This window comes from Vibrio sp. TMPB1044 (assembly GCF_030442075.1).
Lineage (GTDB): Bacteria > Pseudomonadota > Gammaproteobacteria > Enterobacterales > Vibrionaceae > Vibrio > Vibrio satsumensis.
Genome location: NZ_JAUJED010000025.1, coordinates 164,985 through 184,444, shown reverse-complemented (window position 1 = coordinate 184,444; position 19,460 = coordinate 164,985). Strand labels below are relative to the sequence as shown.

Annotated in this window: 13 protein-coding genes; 4 read left to right on the top strand and 9 right to left on the bottom strand. The window is 44.2% G+C overall.

What is annotated here, in order from left to right; genetic code table 11:
* Window positions 1-18: 18 nt before the first annotated feature.
* Both QQ041_RS18860 and QQ041_RS18855 read right to left on the bottom strand, forming a co-directional pair.
* Window positions 19-198 carry a Flp family type IVb pilin gene (locus QQ041_RS18860; RefSeq protein WP_146490243.1) on the bottom strand — a complete coding sequence of 60 codons (180 nt, stop codon included), beginning with the start codon at window positions 196-198 and terminating at the stop codon, window positions 19-21.
* A gap of 69 nt (window positions 199-267) precedes the next feature.
* Window positions 268-5,127, bottom strand: coding sequence for a DUF1566 domain-containing protein (locus QQ041_RS18855; protein ID WP_285954791.1), 4,860 nt, complete (start codon window positions 5,125-5,127; stop codon window positions 268-270).
* A gap of 242 nt (window positions 5,128-5,369) precedes the next feature.
* Here QQ041_RS18855 and QQ041_RS18850 point away from each other — a divergent pair, with 242 nt between their 5' ends.
* Both QQ041_RS18850 and QQ041_RS18845 read left to right on the top strand, forming a co-directional pair.
* A complete protein-coding gene (locus QQ041_RS18850; protein ID WP_285954790.1) occupies window positions 5,370-7,373 on the top strand; it encodes a hypothetical protein in 2,004 nt (667 codons plus the stop codon).
* A 206-nt stretch (window positions 7,374-7,579) separates the two neighbouring features.
* Window positions 7,580-8,761, top strand: a complete 1,182-nt coding sequence (locus tag QQ041_RS18845) for an MFS transporter (RefSeq protein ID WP_285954789.1) — start codon at window positions 7,580-7,582, stop codon at window positions 8,759-8,761.
* A gap of 108 nt (window positions 8,762-8,869) precedes the next feature.
* Here the strand turns inward: QQ041_RS18845 and QQ041_RS18840 are convergent, their stop codons facing one another.
* From QQ041_RS18840 to QQ041_RS18820, 5 genes are all read right to left on the bottom strand, one after another.
* Window positions 8,870-9,784: a DMT family transporter gene (locus QQ041_RS18840; protein ID WP_146490247.1), complete on the bottom strand. Its 915-nt coding sequence runs from the start codon at window positions 9,782-9,784 to the stop codon at window positions 8,870-8,872.
* Between the two features lie 369 nt (window positions 9,785-10,153).
* Entirely contained in the window at window positions 10,154-10,807 is a 654-nt protein-coding gene (locus tag QQ041_RS18835) for a hypothetical protein (RefSeq protein WP_285954788.1), read from the bottom strand.
* A 73-nt stretch (window positions 10,808-10,880) separates the two neighbouring features.
* On the bottom strand, window positions 10,881-12,356 hold the full coding sequence (locus QQ041_RS18830; protein WP_285954787.1) for a hypothetical protein: 1,476 nt from the start codon (window positions 12,354-12,356) through the stop codon (window positions 10,881-10,883).
* Window positions 12,357-12,529: 173 nt separating this feature from the next.
* Window positions 12,530-13,450: a LysR family transcriptional regulator gene (locus QQ041_RS18825; protein WP_285954786.1), complete on the bottom strand. Its 921-nt coding sequence runs from the start codon at window positions 13,448-13,450 to the stop codon at window positions 12,530-12,532.
* A gap of 153 nt (window positions 13,451-13,603) precedes the next feature.
* Window positions 13,604-14,497, bottom strand: coding sequence for a DMT family transporter (locus QQ041_RS18820; RefSeq protein ID WP_285954785.1), 894 nt, complete (start codon window positions 14,495-14,497; stop codon window positions 13,604-13,606).
* Between the two features lie 123 nt (window positions 14,498-14,620).
* On the opposite strand from QQ041_RS18820, the gene QQ041_RS18815 reads away from it, so the two are divergent.
* On the top strand, window positions 14,621-15,103 hold the full coding sequence (locus QQ041_RS18815) for a MarR family winged helix-turn-helix transcriptional regulator (RefSeq protein WP_146490252.1): 483 nt from the start codon (window positions 14,621-14,623) through the stop codon (window positions 15,101-15,103).
* A gap of 98 nt (window positions 15,104-15,201) precedes the next feature.
* On the opposite strand, the gene QQ041_RS18810 is transcribed toward QQ041_RS18815, so the two are convergent.
* Together QQ041_RS18810 and aceB are read right to left on the bottom strand one after the other, a co-directional pair.
* On the bottom strand, window positions 15,202-15,642 hold the full coding sequence (locus tag QQ041_RS18810) for a heme-binding protein (protein WP_060980973.1): 441 nt from the start codon (window positions 15,640-15,642) through the stop codon (window positions 15,202-15,204).
* A gap of 103 nt (window positions 15,643-15,745) precedes the next feature.
* Window positions 15,746-17,371, bottom strand: coding sequence for a malate synthase A (aceB, locus tag QQ041_RS18805; RefSeq protein WP_285954784.1), 1,626 nt, complete (start codon window positions 17,369-17,371; stop codon window positions 15,746-15,748).
* Window positions 17,372-17,684: 313 nt separating this feature from the next.
* Here aceB and gcl point away from each other — a divergent pair, with 313 nt between their 5' ends.
* Entirely contained in the window at window positions 17,685-19,457 is a 1,773-nt protein-coding gene (gcl, locus tag QQ041_RS18800) for a glyoxylate carboligase (RefSeq protein ID WP_285954783.1), read from the top strand.
* Window positions 19,458-19,460 lie beyond the last annotated feature (3 nt).

The window sequence follows — 19,460 nt, the reverse complement described above, 5'->3', positions numbered from 1 at the left end:
AATTTACGGTAAACGGACTTATTCTGATTTTTGAGCGTCTTTGAGCTTATCGACGACAGTCTGGTAAGCGCCAGTAATCTCTTTGGTTAGATCGCCATTCTCACCGCCAACAAAATTGAGTAGTACGACTGCCATTGCTGCTGCGAGAATGGCGTATTCGATTGCGGCTGCACCGCGTTGCTTTTTCTTGTTCAACATTTCTTGTTTCCTAGATGAAAACAGCCTCAGCAGAGGCTGTTGTAGTAATTAATAAGAGATTTTTAGTGCCTATTTGGCAACAAGTCGGTATAGGTAGCGGCCGTCGTAACTTTGAGTGCCGACTTGGCTCTCATCCATGGTTGTCATATTCAATCCGAGGACACGACCATAAGGAGCGGGATCGCTGGTGATATAGGAACTATGGTTTGAGTAGCCTCCACCCGTCACGTCATTAAATTTAAAGACATCCGCATTGATCGGTAGCAACCCGTATAGTTCTGCTTTTGATGGGTAGCGCCAGTTTGCTTTGCCACACACCTTTTGTGTATTTCGTGTTGAAATTAAAGGTGTTACCTCTACGTACTTCTTGAAACGACTGCTGTCTCCGTTGGTAAACAGTTGCCAAACGAGGGTGCTGTCAGTGTCTTGTGCGCAAATAGCATTTTGGCGATCGGCTACCACGCTCCCTTGCATATCTAGGTACTGGTATGTAGTCGCTTTTTCTCTAACCAGACGCCCTAAGATGACAACATCTTCAGTACCGCCGACTTCTGAAAGATATACATCTTGGTAGCTGCGTTCGGCGCTGTAGTTTGTGATGTATTGCTCAGTGCCCATCGTTTGATTTGACCAGTAGTAAAAGGTCACACCACCGTAAGAGCTATATTTGTCATACTCCGGATCCAGCCCCCGGTGATGAGGGAATGCATCGGTATCGATTGTTATGGTCGAGTTTGAGCTAGAGATTGCTTTAGTTTGCAGTGAAAGTAGCTGAGACAGCGCTGGTACTTTCCAATCGTTGAAGCCACACAAGTCCGCATCATTAGTGCTTTCTAATAGGCCGTTACTGCCTAAGACACTTGCTACACCAGAGGCTGAAGCGTCATAAGCAAGATCGTCAGCACCTTTTGGGCGGCCGTCTTTGAGCAGTGTCCAAACTCGGCGTTTGCCTACGATGTTAGTGTCTTCAACACAACGCCAGCCTTGTTGGTAGGTAGTGCTTTTTGGTAGGTAGTTGCCTAATTCGTCCAATTTAGCGAAGCGGCTGCTTACCATCGCGTCTACTTGAGAAACGCTAAAGCCATTGTCTTTTGCCTGTTTCAGTCCATCTTTTGCTAGCACTTTTGATTGTACTAGGTTGTGAATTTTGGCGGTCGTGTTCATCTCACTGACAAACTTTTGGAACAATGTTGTTAAGGTGGCAAACTCCGAGGCTAGCGTTTGTGTTGATGTATTTAGCTCGCTTACGAACGAGTTAACCATTTCATATTGTTGTTCTAGAACTGAAATCGCGCTGTACAGGTCTAAACTTGCTTGGTGAATATCCTTAGCCAGTGACGCTGAACTTAGTGCGTTGGTTGAGCTGGATAGAGTTACGGATTTTTGCTGCATGAACGCCAATTTTTGAGCAAATTCAGAACCAGAGACTAATGCGCTCAGTGCAATGGTGTTTTGCTCTAATTTAGCGACTTGCTCCTTATACGCTTTTACCTTGCTAATGAATTCAAGGCTCTCAGTATCAGTTCGGCTTTGAGCAACAGATGCCTGAAATTCAAGAGCTTTTAGTTTTAGCTTCGTATTCTTAAGATCATCTGCCCATGGTTGGGCTAAAGCCTGTAGTTCTAGTACTTTAGCTTGAGCTTCCGTTTCTAATACAGCGTAACCTTTGCTCTTAGATTGGTTGGCGGTTAGCCAGGTTTCTAGATAAAGCTCCGTAGCGTTAATCTTCGTATCTTGTGTAATCAGGAAGGCGGTTATTTCAGTCGTCGCGCTATCTACACCAGTGAGTAACTCTGTACCTGATGGCAATTGCCACTTAGCGTATGCGTATTTTGAATAATATTGCTCAACAGATTCCTGGCCTTTGTTGATAGTGACAGCGACGCCATTTTTATCCGCTAATGTATTCATTGACTGATTCGATACCAAGTAACCACCACTTCTTAGATTTGATGGCAGTGTTGCAGGATCTCGTTGCGATAACGTAATCACTTCATTGGTGTCCGGAAGTGTCCAACCAGTGATATCACAAGCAATCAGTCGAGCGACTTTATCGAAGACGGTATTGATTTCTGAAGAGAATCGCTTTGCCCAAAACGTCGGCTCCCCTTGTCCTTTATCATCGTATTCAGCGATACAATTGAGCGAGTAGGTATTCCATGAGCCACCATAACCAAAATCAGCAGCTTGCGAACGGGTTTTCATTGGTACGAATTTTAGGCTGACAAAGCGGCTGCTTGCTGCTGTTGCCCAAAGCGTGTCGCTGGTTGAGTTTGCTACGCCTTCTTTCGCATGTGCTTTTAGTCGGATACCGACATTAGCCTTGTCATATGCTTCAGGGCCAATGAACTGTGGGTTCGAAACAGCAGGCTGCCAAGTCAGACCTTTGTCGTTGGTGAACTCATAGTATTCGGCGTCATCAAAGCGAACAGATTGGCCATCAACGTTAGCTGTTAAGTAGTCCCATTCAAAACCATTGGTCTTGATTGGGTTTGAGCCAGTGAAAGTGTTGGTGATCTCAGGCGAGGTTGGTGCTGGAATCTCAAACACTTTGGTGAAGGCTTGTGTGGTTAATGCTGCTACGCCATGAGGCATGCCATTCGTCGGGTTTTGAGCGACGCGCATTTGAACTTCACCGATATTCTTGTCGATATTACCGATCACAACCGGTTTTACGGTGACTTTAGTCCAAGTTGAACCTGAGTCGAGCGTGATTTCGAAATGCTCTGGTTGTGTGAATTCGCCAAAGTATGTCCAATCTAGCGTGTTGTCCGTATCGTTCACCACTAGTCCAGTTGGAGCATTGGGTGCAGATGGACGAACGGTAAACGCAGTATCATTTGTCAGCTCTGCTCCACTAGGACGACCGGTAATTGGATCTCGTTTGACTCGCACTTGAATTGAGTCAATAGCGTAAGCTTGGTCGTTTAGCTGATATGGCTTTATGGTAACGACTGTCCAACCTGTGTTAAGCGCATTGATCTCGTAATCCGTTACCTCTGAAAACCCGGTAACGAATGTCCAATCAAATGTGTCTAACCCATCCTGAGAGATTGGTGATGTCGGCGCGGCAGGCATACTAGGAGTAACGGAGTAGCCCTTGTCTGAACACAGCGCTTCGCCAGGATCATGTAGAGGGTCCGATTCTGCTTTTACGCGCACACAGACTTGTCCCTTGGAAAATATCTCATCAGGGATAGCTTGTGGGTTGCTAGTTACAGGGGTAAATGTAAGACCTCTGTCTAGTGAGTATTCGTAGGAGTCACTCCCCGTGAACCCTTGAACGTTCTTCCATGCGAATGTGTTTTCTGCATCGTCAACAATCGGTGAGGTTGGTGCTACAGGTTGATTTTCTGAGCGAGTGAACGCGGAGCTGATAACCAAGGGAACTCCCGCGGGACGAGCATCCAGTGCATTTGACTTAACGCGAACCGAAATCGTGTTTACAGGAAGTGACACATTACCCACAAGATACGGCAGTGCGGTGACGTCCTGCCAACCATTACCTAGATTAATCTCGTAGAAAGACGGATCGTTGTATCCAGCTACCCAAAGCCAATTGATTTGATTGGTGCTGTCGTTAGCAAAATCTAGTACTGGTTGCGCGGGCTGGATTGGGGTTACCGTCATCGATTGTTCTGACGCTGAACTTAATCCCGTTGGGTGACCTAGCGAGTCATCTTTGGCTACACGAACTTTTAGATGTCCAACTGGGATATCTAGGTCTTGAATGTCTTGAGGCTTTTCAGTCGCTTTTGTCCAGTTTGAGCCGTTATCTAATGAATATTCATACAAACCCAGTTCATTAAACGAGTCGACCAATGCCCAATCAAATTGGTTGATCGCGTTATTTACCGTAATCCAAGCTGGAGCAGCAGGCACTGTCGTTAGCGTAAATGCTTTGTGTGAAAGAAGCGGTTTACCTGCTGGAGTATTACGTGCACTAGAGGCTGCGACTCGAACCTGAATAGCGCCTTTATCGAATGCCTGTTTTCCAACCACAATCGGTTTGCGAATGACAGTCGACCAGGTGCTACCGGCATTTAGCGAATATTCGTAATCTGTGTTGTGGTTGAAGCCACGTACAAACTGCCAGTCGAAGGTGTCTGAGGCATCATTGACCTGACCATGTTTAGGAGCCGGCGGTCTAGTGATGATTTCATTGCCATCGATGTCTTCTTGGGAAACTTTGAGTTGATCTCGGTACTCCTTACCAAGTTGCTTCAATGCGCTATCGGTTCCTGATGCGCCATGAGACAGCAAATCGGTCTTGGCTTTAAATTCTGCCAAATCAAGTTCGGCCAATTTGTACATAGAGCCTTTTCGAGCATTCACTTGGTCGACACCTGCATCAACAGAGGCCATTTGTGCTTCTTGAAGTACGCGAGTAACACCGCGTGCAAACATGTGTACTTCACGGCTTATCGCTGAGTTTGATGCGGAATAATCACCAACAGCCAGTTGTTTATCGATGCCTAAGTCGCTGGCCACAAGCTGAGTTGCTTCATCAAAACTGATGCCACTGGTTTTCGCTACACTCGCAATAAGAGATGTCATGGGGCTGATCACGTTCGAAGTGTTACTCGGTACTTCTAACGTAAATCCGGATTCAATAGGCTGATTCGGTGAATCCATATCGATGGTTATACCGGCAACCGCTTCAACCAATATTGGGTATTGGGCGACATCATTGTCGACGTCTAACTGAAATCGTCCTTCGGCGTCCGTAGTGGCAATTTCTCCATCAGCAGAGTCGCACATAGCATTGCTGTTTCTGTCTAAACAAACCTTCGCGTTGCGTAAATAACCATCTAAAGCAATGCCCGAAATATTCTGAGAACTTGGCTTAGTTTGTGACTGTTTGAGCTTCGGATCTGACTCTGCTCCGCCACAAGCAATCAGCATTGTGGAAACGAGTGAAACACTCATTAATTTGTATGGATTCCTTACCACCTGAACTCCAAATAATTTATAAATTACCCATGGGAAAGGCGGAGGATATTAATTTAAATGATAGTAATTATCAATATCATTTGATCTTTTATTTCGTTAAGTGATTTAATAGCAAAATAAAATACTATCAATCAAATCATAAACTAGGTGAATCGGTCGAAAAAATGCACAATAAATTCTTAATATGCAAATTGCCACTAGCAATCTCTAGTGTCTTAATGGTCTCTGGATGTGGAGGTAGTTCTGATAGCGAAAACCCAGTTGGGTCTACGGCTTCAGGCTATGCGTTTCTAGATTCATTAGTATGCGCTGATGCAGATCTGAATGGCGTATGCAGTGATCAAGAGAAACAGATTGCTGATGTTTCTGGGTACGCACAGCAAAGGCAATATGATGGTGCAATTTTGACTGCTTCTCCTGGTATGAGAGTGGTGACGCCTTTCACTACTTTGATTCATAGCGAGATGATGTTTAACCCAACGGTAAGTAACGATGTAGAGCAAGCAAAAGCATCGCTTCAAAGTAAGTTAGGCGATCATGTTGGCATCAATTTTAGTGTGCTGGATTCAACTCATGGGTCTAAAGATCTATCAAATCTGTTGTTAAAATCACTGAAAAAGGCGCAAAGTGACGGTAAGCAGTCTTCTTATACCAATATTGCGCATGCTCTTGATTTGATGATAGAACATAAAACTTTAGACTTATCTAATATTGACGTTGCTGGTACGGTTTCTCGGCATCTACAAATTGAAGACTCTTTGGTTGTTCGCGGTTCACAATCGGTACCGCAATTGTCTGGTGCGAAGTCGATAGCTCTGAATCCAGCGAGCAGTCAGATTGTGTTTTTAACGGCTAATGATGTGGTTATGCAAATTGATAGCTCTTCACGCAATAAGCCGGTGACAATCAATGGTGACCCTGCATCTCAAGCGGTTTCTGGTCTGGTTAGTATCCGTTCACACGACGACGATGACGATCACGACGACCATGATGACGATGATGATGACCACGATGGCGATCACGGAGGTGGTACTGGAGGCGGAGAAATACCGGTCGACTCGAGTGAAATCATTCAGTTAGTTCCTGCGTTAAATGGTGTTCAGGCCTATAAGGTTTACAAACCGACCGCTTACGTCTCACCCACATCGAGTGATATTTGTAATAGCCAAGGCGCTAACGGTGTTTTCCTTACGAGCCTCAATGGTTCGAATAACAACAATGTTGGCGTGAAGGCTTTTGCGATTGATACATACAGCAGTCGCAGTGGAGGTACGCTTCCACCCATTCCAAAACCTAATCCAGCCGTGCCGCCTAAATCGAGTGAGTCGTGCATCAATGATAACTTCGCAGCAGTGGTCCCTCTGTTACAAAGTGGCTCGTTACTGGCGATTAAAAATACCGGAAGCTCGATATACTCACAGCAAGAACTCAAATTGCTAAGCGCTAATAAGCTTGATATGAAAAGCTGGAGTCACGCATTGAAAGCTTCCTCACCGCAAGTCATATCATCTTACGACGAAAGTGAAGCATTAATTGTTTATAAGAATTACTTTTCAAACAGTAATTTAGCGGCAGAAGTTATCGACACCTCTAACCTATCCACTAAAATGACGATTGATAAGTTAAACCTTAAAACAGCCAATATTGTCGTGAATCAGCAGATATTGTTGGGGTTGGATAGCAATAAGGTTGAGTGGGTGTCTAACTCGATACAACAAACTGTACTTGGGGAGCTGACCGTTGATTCTGCTATTAGCAAGATCGCGACATCGCGAGACGGAAAAACCAGTGCGATTACCACAGCAAGTTCTCTTTATATCGTTGATAACATGACGAGAACCTTACTTGTAACAGAGTCTCTGAGTAACAATGCTATCAAGTCTTTGTATGTGTTAGAAGATAAGGTGATTGTGTTAACTTCTTCGGGTGCGGACTATTATCAGTTCCGAAATATCAGCGGCCCGGCTCTCAAGGTTGGCAGCCAGTTGGTGACCAAAGAACTCCTCAAAAAGTGGGAAGACAGCGGCAATTCAAGTTGGAGTTCAACGAACTTGGGTTACATTCTTTCTCAAACGGGTACGGAAAGTAACATCTCCGATAAATTTAAAAACGTAAACCTCTCGTTTTCTCCGACCAATGCGACAACTTCAAGTGGCATCTCTGGTGTGCACGTCAGTGGCTTAGAACGAGGTGAATGGCTAACTTTCTATAAAGGTCTTTAACGGTTTTTTGCATCAAAGAAGGGAGACTTTCTCCCTTCTTATTCGATTCCCTTCCTTTCCATATTACAGACTATCTACCCAGCTTATAGCTTTGTTCAGCTTCTATTTGTAGCTCTTATAAACATCAAAAGCACAAAAGTTAATCGTTTGTTAATTGCCATAAAACCGGAGTATGATACTGGATTACTATTTAGGATTTTGTTGTCATGAGTGCATCAACCGCGAGCTGGAAAACGCCGCAAAACTTCTTATTATTGATTTCGATTGTTGTCCCTATTGCGTTTTCGAGCTGGATGGCTCTGCTGAATAACTTCGTGATTGAGAAAGCGAACTTTGACGGTGCCGATATTGGCTTGCTGCAAAGTGTTCGTGAGATCCCAGGCTTCTTAGCGTTTACCGTGGTATTTGTGTTGGCATTTATTCGTGAGCAACGCTTTATGTTGATATCGCTGGCGATGCTGACCGTGGGCACGGCGATAACCGGTTTATTCCCTTCACTCACAGGCTTGTTGCTGACGACGGTTTTGATGTCGACGGGCTTTCACTATTTTGAAACGCTGAAGCAGTCTCTGTCACTGCAATGGTTGAGTAAAGAAGAAGCGCCCGAGATGCTGGGTAAAATGATCTCAGTCGGCGCACTGGCATCCTTAATCACTTACGGATCGATTTGGATGATGCTAGAGCAACTTAAACTCGATTTTGCTTGGGTGTATTGCATCACTGGCGGCATTGGTTTTATTTTGGTTTTGGTGATGACCTTTGGTTTCCCAGAGTTTCAGACCAAGACTCAACAGAATAAGAAATTGGTGCTGAGAAAGCGTTACTGGCTCTACTACGCTCTTACATTTATGAGCGGAGCAAGAAGGCAGATATTTACCGTGTTTGCAGGCTTCTTGATGGTAGAGAAGTTCGGTTACTCGGCTGCTGAAATAACACTATTGTTCTTAATCAACTACCTATTTAATTTCTTGTTCGCAAAACGCATTGGCCGATTTATTGGTGTGGTTGGCGAGCGCAAGGCGTTGATCTTCGAGTATGTCGGTTTGATCGGTGTGTTCGTCGGGTATGCCTTAGTACAAACGGCGGAATGGGCGGCAGCATTGTATGTTGTCGATCACCTGTTTTTTGCTTTAGCTCTAGCAATTAAAACCTACTTCCAGAAAATTGCAGATCCTGCTGACATGGCATCGACCGCTGGTGTTTCTTTCACCATCAACCATATTGCCGCGGTCGTTATCCCAGTCGTATTTGGTGTTATTTGGTTATCGTCCCCTGCAACGGTTTTTTACATTGGTGCAGTGATGGCGGCGGTTTCTTTGGCGCTGTCTTTAAATATTCCTAAGAAGCCTGAAGAGGGCAATGAAGTTCGGTTGTTTAGTTGGCGCTAAGTTGGTTTCAATATGATGAGATAAACAAAAAGCTCCAATAGCGATATTGGAGCTTTTTTATATGTGTTAGGTCGAGAGATCTAATCGATCAAATAGGTTTCAGTAGGATTAGCTTCTTACGGTTTTTAATCCTGTGCGTAATTTGAAGATTCCTTTTGGTGCCTTGGTCAGTAAGATGCCACAAAGTAGAGGGAGCATCATAAGCAGAGACTGTTCAGATAGAACTTCACCATTGATGTAACAAGAGATCAGCAGCGCAACCACTGGGAAAATAAGGAAACAAATTGATGCTTGGAACGGTGTCGAAACCTGTCCTAGTTTAAAGTAAGCCACAATGCCACCTACACTCGCCACAAAACCTAGATAAACTACAGCTGAAATTGAATCCCAAGTGAAAGATTCAACATTCACGTTTTCACCAGCTGCCGACACCGCAAACAAGAAAATCGCAGCAATAAAACTTGGTACCGCGTTGTAAGTTAGTACTTCGATGCCTTTACAGTGCTTTTGAACCAACACGTACATCACCGCGTGAATCGCAACCGCAAGCCCAAGGCAAACCGTACCAATAAAGTAGTCATCACCACCCATCTGCATTTCGTTACCTAGAATTAAACACAGGCTCACAACCGCAGTAACTAGGCCGAATATTTGATGCCTTGCTAAGCGCAGCCCAAGGAACAAACCCGACATCAGCATCACAGCGACGGGCATGTTCGCGAAGATGATCGACGCCAAACCAGAAGAGATGTATTGCTCACCATAGATCATCAAAGTGAACGGAATAGCAAAATACATCAGTGCCACAATAAGCAGCCATTGACGCTTGCCCTTCGGAAATAGCAAAGGTTGTTTAAAGACTTTCGCTAATACTGCGAGCAACGGTGCTGCTAGGAGAAAGCGCAGTCCGGTAGCAAAAATGGGTGGGATAGAGTGCAATGCCACTTCCATAGCGAACCAAGTGGTTCCCCAAATTAAGCAAACAGAGACAAAAAGCAAGATAGTTAGCGACTTCGAATTCATGGTGACTACTCATTAATAATTATTTTAAATCATAGGCTTGTAGCGCCTTAATGACGTGGCACAGTATAAGCAGGTCACCGGAGAAAAGTTTTGTCTTTTTGTCTTTAATTGCAATAATTTGTAGAAATAAAACCTATTAAATAACCATTAAAGGTAAAAAATTTCCATAAAATTGGGCTGGGTTAAAGTCATTATTCTTTGTGAGGTTTTGTTGAACGATAGAAAGTTAAAATTGAGGAAGAAGCGGCGAAATTGACTTAAGTCGATTACGGTATTCACAACTGATTGGAAAGGCTACTACATGAAGTAAAAAGCCCCTTTATTCAAATAAACTATAAAGGGGTGAGAGCTACCACACGAAACGGTAAACTAAAAACGTAGGTTGAAGCCTAGCTCAACGCTGCCATCAGAACGAAATACGTCTCCTGGGCTAACGCGTTTTTGACCGAATGTGTATTTCACATAAGGTTCTACCCATTTGGGCTTTAGGGTAAAAGTGACGTCTTGGCTATTGTAATAACCTTTTGAACCCGTTAATTGGCGGTCATGACTGAATGAATAAGAGAAGTTCATAAACTCTGTGGGAGAGTAACTAGTCCCAACCGTGTTCTTCCATTCTCTGTCTGTCATATCTATGAGGGATAAAGAAACATCGCGCCATTCGTGCGAAGTGCTGGCAAAAACCATAATATTGTTCGTGATGGCAGTGCCCCCAAATAAGCCGATGTCGTAGATATCGATAAGGTCAGCTCGGCCATAACTCACGAAAGCTTCAGTGTAAAAGTTACCTAGCATCAAGCCGTAACCAGTCCCTATTTCTAGGTAACCTTCCGAGTCAATTTCTGCACTGATGTTGATCTCTTCAGTTGCTTGAATAACTCCAGATACAGTACCTATCCAGTTGTCTCCAGCTTTAGCTGTTTGAAAGCTTAAGCTTGGCTCATGATAATTTAATGTTTGTAATTGATGGTCGTTTGCACATACGGCAAGGGGCATCAATAAAGTGATTAATAGTCGTTTCATCGTGTTCTCAACTCTCAAATAAAAAGGAGCCGCTAATAAGCGGCTCCCTTGCTTTTGCATTTATTATTTTTTATTAGCTGCGGCTAGCGCGGTCTTTGACAGCTTGCTTAATTTGTTGACGTTGTTCTTGAGATAGAGATTGAATTTTAGCTTTTAGCTTAGACTTATGTTCTGTGTTCAATAGGCTATTTTCAGGAACGGCACCGTTATCGAAATCCAGTACAGTAATAACGCCATTTTCAATTGAGATAGTAACTGAGTAATCTTTATTGTCAGGAGAAGTTAGTACAATGCCCTTGTCCTTAGCTTTCTCTGCGTTAACTAGGATCGTTTTATCAGATTCAGTATGGATAATGAATTGAGCTGTGTTATCTGTTGGGTATATTGAAGCAACTTTTTCAGCGTTGTAATAAAGTTGCCCGTCATTTACATACCAAATGCTTTCTGGGGGGAGAACCTCAAAGTCAGGGTCTACGTTGGGCAGATCGTTATCGATATCTGGACGACTAATTACCGCAGCGAAAAGGCGTCCGTCGTCATTACGGAATGTAATTTCTGCACCATTTTCTAAGCTCACAACAAAACCGAGTTCTTGCATTTCAGCGTGAGCGATAACTTCGCCATCCATATTAGTGATTGTACCGTCTGCATTGAGCACAGCTCCACTATCTGAACTTGGGTGGTATAAAACACCATCTTTTAAAATCAGGGTCTCACCGTTGTCTAGAGTAATGATAGTTGTGCCTAGAACGTCATCTATGTCGCCGTATGTTGGTGCTGAATCAGGGCCTTCGTGTTCGTGACCATGACCGAATACAGTCGCAACTAATCGACCATCTTCATGGCGAATAATGATTTCTTCACCGCGAGGAGTATTGAATGTTAAATGTGTAATTTGACCATTAGTACGATGAGTTTCTACTGTGATCCCGGTGCTTTCACCAGACATCGTTAGCACTTCGCCATCTACGATTTTGTGAGTTGGTTTAGCATCTGAACCGTTGATGTTAAGGTAATAAGTATCATCTCCTTGGATGACCCACATGTAGTTACCGTTGTCACCTTCGATAAGCGCTACAGGCATTCCAAGGTCGTCTACAATCATGTAATTAGCAAAGAATTCGTTGCCAGCAGAAGGCCCCCACTCGTCATCACCGAACTCTGGGTCTAACACTGAACCTTCGATGACCAATCGACCATTTTCAACAGCTAAGGTATATGATTTATCGTTGATGTAAACTGTAGCAATACCATCGTCTGTTACAACTGTACCCACGATATCACCATTAGCGTTGACTACAACATCACCTTGTATAGTGAATATTTCGCCATTTAATGTTACTACCGCGTTACCTTGACCGTCGCCAATAACGACAGCGTTGTTACCTTCATCACCAATAATGTAAGCAGTATTGAGGTCTTCGTTATAAACAACGTCGGCTACGCCAACTTGTGGTCCAGGAGTTGTACCGTTATCGCTGCTTCCTGAAGAAGAACAACCAGCAAGGAATGTTGCCGCAATAGCAGTGCTCAGTAATTTTAGTTTCATGGTTTACTCTCAAATATTGTATAGGAACAAAGGTTGCTTCTTGCAGTGTTATGTGGCGTTCCTAGCCGATGAGAGAAGTATATGGATTGTGTAAAAAAGCCTCTAATCCCTTAAAAGAATAGAGGCCTTAACGATGAGTTATTAATGAAAGAGGGGAAAGGTGGTGATAACCGCTAGTTATCATTGAGCAATAGCTCGAGTTTTTTCTTGAGCCATAATGTGACTGGGCTGTTTCGGTTTTTATGGTGGTAATACGCACAAACGGTTGGCTGAACGTCTGCACTGTCAAATAACAACTTAATCGCTTTGAGCGAGGTCTTTTGTTCGATCTCCAAAAACTTTGACGCCGGAAAAATCATATCTGAGTTTCTGACTACATCAATGACGGCTGATGGTAGCTCGGAGCGAAAGCCTATATTGGCAGTATGGCCTTTTAGCTTCAAAATCTTTTCCGCAAGCGATTGGTGTGAATTCCAATCAACAGCGATGACAGAGGCTAACTCGAAATTGACGCCATCTTTTACCTCTAAATAATCATTTTCATAAGGGTGATCTTCTCTTACATACCCCTTAAACGTATCTTTAGCTATTGGCTGTTGAAGCAGCTCTTTTGGCGCGTGATTGATTTCATAATTTAAGCCGATATGTACTTCATCATTGATGATGTCGGTCATAGTAGTACCAGACCAGTTCAACAGCTGAACCTGTACCAAGGGAGCTTCTGCTCTTATTGCTTTAAAAAGTTTACTGGAAAGGGACGAAAGCAAATAAGGAGAGAGAGCGACTTTAATCACACCTTGCAGCTCTTCAGGGTTGAACTCATTACTACTGTTTAATGCAGAAGAAAGCTCATCGAGTATCGGAGAAATACTCTCAGCCAACATATTCGCGTGTTCAGTTGCTCGTAAGCCGTGATGCGTTTTGACAAATAGTTCATCGTCGAAATGATCGCGCAATCGTTGTAGAGCTTTACTTATCGCAGGCTGAGATACGAATAGGCGCTCGGAGGCTTTACGCATGTTTCTTTCTTGATGAAGAATGATAAAAGTGCGAAGTAAATTTAAATCTAAGTTCGAGAATAGATCTTTTGCCATAAGGAGCACCGAATGATTATGAGTTCTTTAATCATAAGTTGGTAACCGCTTGAGAACAAATAGAAAACGTATATAGATGTGATGCTAATAAAACAAAACCCGCACTTGGCGGGTTTGTTGGGCTCTGGAATAGATACTTTCTATATGCGCTTGCTATTGAGTAACAGGTTTAATTTGCTTGGACTGTCTAATTGCCAAAATAAGTTGTGGGAGCAGCGACATCACGATCATGCCAGTCATTAACGAGTATTGGACTGCAGTGAATGATTCACCCATCAACACCATACCAGTCACGATGCCGGCTACTGGGTTTGCAATACCACCGAAGGTGAAATCAACCACTGACATACGTTGCAGTAACCACACATACATGCCGTATCCCAGCGCTGTGTTTAGGCCAATCACCCACACTAGCCCCATAGCATTACGAGTATCGAAATGAGTCACTGCGTTAACATAAGGCTGCGGGTCGATGAATGCATGAACGCCAGAAGCTACGGATAAAATCGTACCACCCAAAATCAGTTGCCACGTTAATACCTTCCACCAATGCATGCGATTACCTAGTGATTTGGTAATGCTGCTACCGATGACGATACACATGATTGCGGCGAACATGGCACCCAAACCGATCGGGTTTAATGCTATCTGACTCGGGTTAAATAGCACCCACGCCAACGTGATTAAGCCAATACCAGACAAGGCTTGAATCAAATGTGGGCGTTGCTTTTTCACTACCCAGTGAAAGATCATCGCAAATACAGGCACGGAGATCATGCCTACACCAGAGATGGCCGAAGGCAGCGTTAACGCCATTACGAAGATCAAGCCAAAGAAGGTCGCAATATTGATAAGGCCCAATGTGAAAATGATTTGCCACTCGCCTTTTTTAGGCAGTGTAGGTTTTACTGCTAGCAATAACAAACCAGCAGGTAACGCACGCAAAGCACCCAATAATAATGGTGGCCACTCCTGTAGCGTAAATTGCGTCACTGCATAGGTTGTTCCCCAGAAGAACGCGGGGATCATTGCTAATAATATGTTCATATAAAATATCTTCACGTTAAGATAACTGTTGTGTGAACTGTATACTGAGAACTAGTGGTTGTAAAGTATCTTTATGTTAAACTAGTTTAAAGTAATCAGACTAACAACGGAGTGAGATTGCAAATGGATGCTATCGACCGCGTAGTAGAGCAATGGGCAAAGGAAAAGCCTGAGCTAGAAACTGAGCCTATGGCAATGATGGGCCGGATTATGCGAATTGCCAAGTATATGGAGACGCAAGTTGCCGAGCTTCATAAAAAATACGACATGAAGCTGGGTGAGTTTGATGTGCTAGCCACCTTGCGACGTTCTGGAAAGCCTTACAGACTGACTCCGTCAGAACTGATCGGGTCGATGATGCTGACATCTGGCGCGATGACCAATCGCCTTGATAAGCTAGAAGCTAAAGGGTTGATCAGCCGTGAGCACAGCAAAGAAGACCGACGTAGTGTGAGTGTCCAGCTAACAAAAGATGGTCTCATTCTGATTGACCAAATGATGACTGAGCATGTCGAAATGCAGAAAAAACTGGTTAAATCCATGTCTGCGAGTCAGAAGAAGAACACTAACCAACTCCTGAAAACGTGGCTGAGTGCTTACGAATAGTTTTGCTGATCTTTCTTTAGATTCATTAAAAAACCGAAGCTTAATCGCTTCGGTTTTTTGTTCCTTTCTAAGAGTTTCAAGTACAAAGAATTGGTGAATTAAGCTTGCAGCATTTCATCACTGAACAGTTCCGCGCACCCAATACCATTGATGGCGCAGCTTTCGTCTATATCTGAAATGTCACCGCTTACCCCAATAGCACCGAGTACCGTTTTATCCTTGTCTCGAATTAGTAAGCCCCCTGGTACTGGCACCATATTACCGTGTGCGAGTACGTTTACGGCGGAGATAAATGCTGGTCTGGTGTCAGCATCTTGGGCGAGTTTTCTAGAGGAACAACCCAGTGCGAGTGCTCCCCATGCTTTAGCGATAGCGATGTCTGGTCGCATCATGCTAGAGCCGTCTTGACGTTGCAAAGAAATCAACTTGCCACCACTATCTAAGACGGCGACCGTCAAAGGCTCGGTGTGGATCTTGTTTCCTGCTTTTAAGGTTCCATCTATGATGGTTAACGCTTGTTGTAGAGTCAAACTTCCCATGTTATCTCCTAGTTTTTCAAGGGGCATATGTACCAAGCTCAGTCAGCCAATTGCTACTCATGTTCATGAATACCATTGACGGATTCAACTTGGTACAAGAGTCCTAACTGGACTCTTGTAGTAGCCCATAGCTGGGTAAAGTTAGGAAGGCAGCGAACTCATCGGCTGTAGAAAGTTGATAGAAAAGATCGGCTGTCTCTTCAAATCGACCAGCTGCATAACGCGAGTCTCCGACTTCATGTTTTATCGTGTCTAGCTCTTGGTAAAGCCAAGAGTGGAACAGTTGTTTGGTAAAAGTTTGGCCGTCATCAAGTGTGACTCCGTGGTGGATCCATTGCCAGATGTTGGCTCTTGAGATCTCAGCGGTTGCGGCATCTTCCATCAAACCGTAGATAGGTACACACCCGTAGCCTTGGATCCAAGCTTCAATGTAATAAAGCGCGATGCGTATGTTTTTACGTACGCCCGCTTCGTCGCGGCTTCCTTCACAAGGTTTCAATAGCGTGTCTGCGTTGATGACATGCTCAGGGCTTTGGAAATCCATTTGGTTTACTTTGCCATCAAGGTGTTTATCAAAGATCGACATCGCTAAATCAACCAATGCTGGGTGCGCTACCCACGTGCCATCGTGGCCGTTTTGAGATTCTCTTTGTTTATCTTCGATAACCTTGGCGGTTACACGCGCCATTTCTTGCGGATCTTTTGCTGGAATAAAGGCAGACATACCACCCATTGCCAGTGCACCGCGAGCATGACAAGTGCGCACCAACAGTTGGCTGTAGGCGTTAAGGAATTCTTGATCCATGCCGATTCCATGACGGTCAGGCAGGATGCGGTCTTTATGGTTCTTCAGCGTTTTGATGTAGCTGAAGATGTAATCCCAGCGGCCGCAGTTCATCGCTACGATATGATCACGCATGGCATACAAAATCTCTTCCATCTGGAATACAGCAGGAAGCGTTTCAATCAAAACGGTCGCGCGAATGGTGCCTTTTGGTACGTGGAAATAGTTTTCGGTGAAGCTAAAAATATCGTCCCACCATTGTGCTTCTTCCATGTTTTCAAGTTTTGGAATGTAGTAATAAACTCCTAAACCTTGTTGTGCGCGTGATTGATAGTTATGGAAAAAGTACAAAGCGAAGTCCATCAAGCAACCACCGATAGGCTGATTGTTAAGTTGGATGGACTGCTCTGGTAAATGAATGCCACGTGGACGAGCAATTAGTAGCGCTGGATCGTTATTTAACTGGTAATTCTTTTGCTTCTTTTCATCGAAGTAGCTAATGGTACCGAGGTTGGCGTCTCTAAGGTTGATTTGTCCCTCGACCATATTGGCCCAAGTTGGGGAAGACGCATCCTCAAAGCAGCACATGAAGACTTTGGCTCCTGAGTTCAGAGCGTTAATCACCATCTTGCGCTCGATTGGGCCGGTGATCTCCACGCGGCGATCCAGTAGCTCTGGTGGTGGTGTTGCCACTTTCCATTCTTTATTCTGGCGAATAGAGATAGTGTCTTTTCTGAAATTGGGTAACTCCCCCTCGTCGTATTGAGTCTGTTTTGTGTCGCGGTCACTTAGCAGGGCATGACGGCGATCTCCAAACTTATTCACGAGAGCTTCTAAGAATTTTAATGCATCTTTAGACAAGATCTCTTTGTACTCGGAGTTGTCCATATTCCCGAGTACCTGCATACACTGTACTTCTTCTCTCTCTTTTACGTCATTCATCATTGTTGTCTCCTTTAAACAATACGATGCTATTTTGTATACAAAATGCTCTTTTTAAGGATATTTATATTGCATAAATTGTAAACAAGCAAAGGGTATTTAACATTTATTTATCATTTGATCTTTTTGTAATTTATTTTCACGTAAAGATATTTTATGTAAAGCAATGAATTGTAAGCTTTTCAGGCTTGTTTGCTGTTCAATAGGATAGGTTGATGTAACAAAAATGTTTCAATCTAGGGTTGATAAATGCTGAGGATGATTCATAGTGTACAAAAGTTAGTTTAATTGTATACAATCTGAACTGGAGGTTCGAATGGCAATTATGAAAGCGATTGAAGCAGCGGTAGAAGTGCTTAAACGTGAAGGCGTAGACATCGCATTTGGTGTTCCCGGCGCAGCAATAAACCCTATGTATGCGGCTATGAAAAAGCTCGGAGGAATCGACCACGTCTTAGCTCGTCACGTAGAGGGTGCATCCCATATGGCTGAAGGGTACACGCGTACCAATCAAGGTAATATTGGTGTGTGTATTGGTACCTCTGGTCCTGCGGGCACGGATATGATCACGGGTCTGTATTCTGCATCTGCAGATTCGATTCCAATTCTATGTATCACAGGCCAAGCGCCACGTGCTCGTCTTCATAAAGAAGATTTTCAAGCGGTCGACATTGAATCTATCGCTAAGCCAGTAACAAAGTGGGCAACCACGGTACTGGAACCTGCACAAGTGCCACGCGCATTCCAAAAAGCGTTTCATTTAATGCGTTCGGGTCGTCCAGGCCCAATCCTGATTGACCTGCCTATCGATGTTCAGCTGGCTGAAATTGAGTTTGATATCGATACCTATGAACCGCTAGAACCATATAAGCCACAAGCAACACGTGCGCAGGTTGAGAAAGCACTAACCATGATGTCTCAATCTGAGAAACCACTGATTGTATCTGGTGGTGGCGTAATTAACGCTGGCGCATCTGAGTTGCTGCAGCAGTTTGCAGAAATCACGGGTGTACCGGTTATCCCAACCTTGATGGGCTGGGGTTCTATCCCAGATGATCATGAATTGATGGCCGGCATGGTGGGGCTACAAACTTCTCACCGTTACGGCAACGAAACTATGCTCAACTCTGATTTTGTATTTGGTGTAGGTAACCGTTGGGCAAACCGTCATACCGGCTCTGTCGATGTTTACACCGAAGGACGCAAGTTTGTGCACGTTGATATTGAACCGACCCAAATCGGTCGAGTGTTCTGTCCTGATTTAGGTATTGTTTCTGATGCGAAAGCAGCACTTGAATTAATGGTTGAAGTTGCTCAAGAGTGGCGTGATGCAGGCAAACTGCCAAACCGAAATGCTTGGGCAAGTGAGTGTCAGGAACGCAAATCGACCATGCTGCGTAAAACCAATTTCGATGAAGCACCAATGAAACCAATGCGTGTTTATGAAGAGATGAACAAGGCATTTGGTCGTGACACTTGCTTTGTGAGCACCATTGGTTTGTCGCAAATTGCTGCTGCTCAATTCCTGCATGTTTATAAGCCACGTAACTGGATCAACTGTGGTCAGGCTGGCCCTCTAGGTTGGACAACCCCTGCGGCATTGGGTGTACGTGCAGCTGATCCGGACCGCGATATTGTCGCTATCTCTGGTGATTATGATTTCCAATTTATGATCGAAGAACTGGCGGTAGGTGCCCAATTCAACCTGCCATACATTCATGTGTTGGTGAACAACTCATACCTAGGTTTGATTCGCCAAGCACAGCGCCAATTTGATATCGATTATTGTGTACAACTGGCGTTTGATAACCAGAATGCGCCTGAGCTTGAAGGCTACGGAGTTGACCATGTCGCGGTTGTGGAAGGTTTAGGTTGTAAAGCGATTCGAGTTCGTGAGCCTGAGCAAATTGCCGCTGCGTTTGAGCAAGCAAAAGAGCTGATGAATAAGCATAAAGTCCCGGTTGTTGTTGAGCTAATTCTTGAGCGAGTAACCAACATAGCAATGGGTATCGAGATCAATGCCATCAATGAGTTCGAACCGCTTGCCGAAAGCCGCGGCGATGCCCCGACAGCGCTTGTATACAAGTAGCTT

Coding starts and splice junctions, on each gene's coding strand:
- QQ041_RS18835 (WP_285954788.1), bottom strand. CDS start 10,807: ATGAAACGACTATTAATCACTTTATTGATGCCCCTTGCCGTATGTGCA.
- aceB (WP_285954784.1), bottom strand. CDS start 17,371: ATGATGAATGACGTAAAAGAGAGAGAAGAAGTACAGTGTATGCAGGTA.
- QQ041_RS18825 (WP_285954786.1), bottom strand. CDS start 13,450: ATGGCAAAAGATCTATTCTCGAACTTAGATTTAAATTTACTTCGCACT.
- QQ041_RS18810 (WP_060980973.1), bottom strand. CDS start 15,642: ATGGGAAGTTTGACTCTACAACAAGCGTTAACCATCATAGATGGAACC.
- gcl (WP_285954783.1), top strand. CDS start 17,685: ATGGCAATTATGAAAGCGATTGAAGCAGCGGTAGAAGTGCTTAAACGT.
- QQ041_RS18855 (WP_285954791.1), bottom strand. CDS start 5,127: ATGAGTGTTTCACTCGTTTCCACAATGCTGATTGCTTGTGGCGGAGCA.
- QQ041_RS18860 (WP_146490243.1), bottom strand. CDS start 198: ATGTTGAACAAGAAAAAGCAACGCGGTGCAGCCGCAATCGAATACGCC.
- QQ041_RS18850 (WP_285954790.1), top strand. CDS start 5,370: ATGGTCTCTGGATGTGGAGGTAGTTCTGATAGCGAAAACCCAGTTGGG.
- QQ041_RS18830 (WP_285954787.1), bottom strand. CDS start 12,356: ATGAAACTAAAATTACTGAGCACTGCTATTGCGGCAACATTCCTTGCT.
- QQ041_RS18820 (WP_285954785.1), bottom strand. CDS start 14,497: ATGAACATATTATTAGCAATGATCCCCGCGTTCTTCTGGGGAACAACC.
- QQ041_RS18845 (WP_285954789.1), top strand. CDS start 7,580: ATGAGTGCATCAACCGCGAGCTGGAAAACGCCGCAAAACTTCTTATTA.
- QQ041_RS18840 (WP_146490247.1), bottom strand. CDS start 9,784: ATGAATTCGAAGTCGCTAACTATCTTGCTTTTTGTCTCTGTTTGCTTA.
- QQ041_RS18815 (WP_146490252.1), top strand. CDS start 14,621: ATGGATGCTATCGACCGCGTAGTAGAGCAATGGGCAAAGGAAAAGCCT.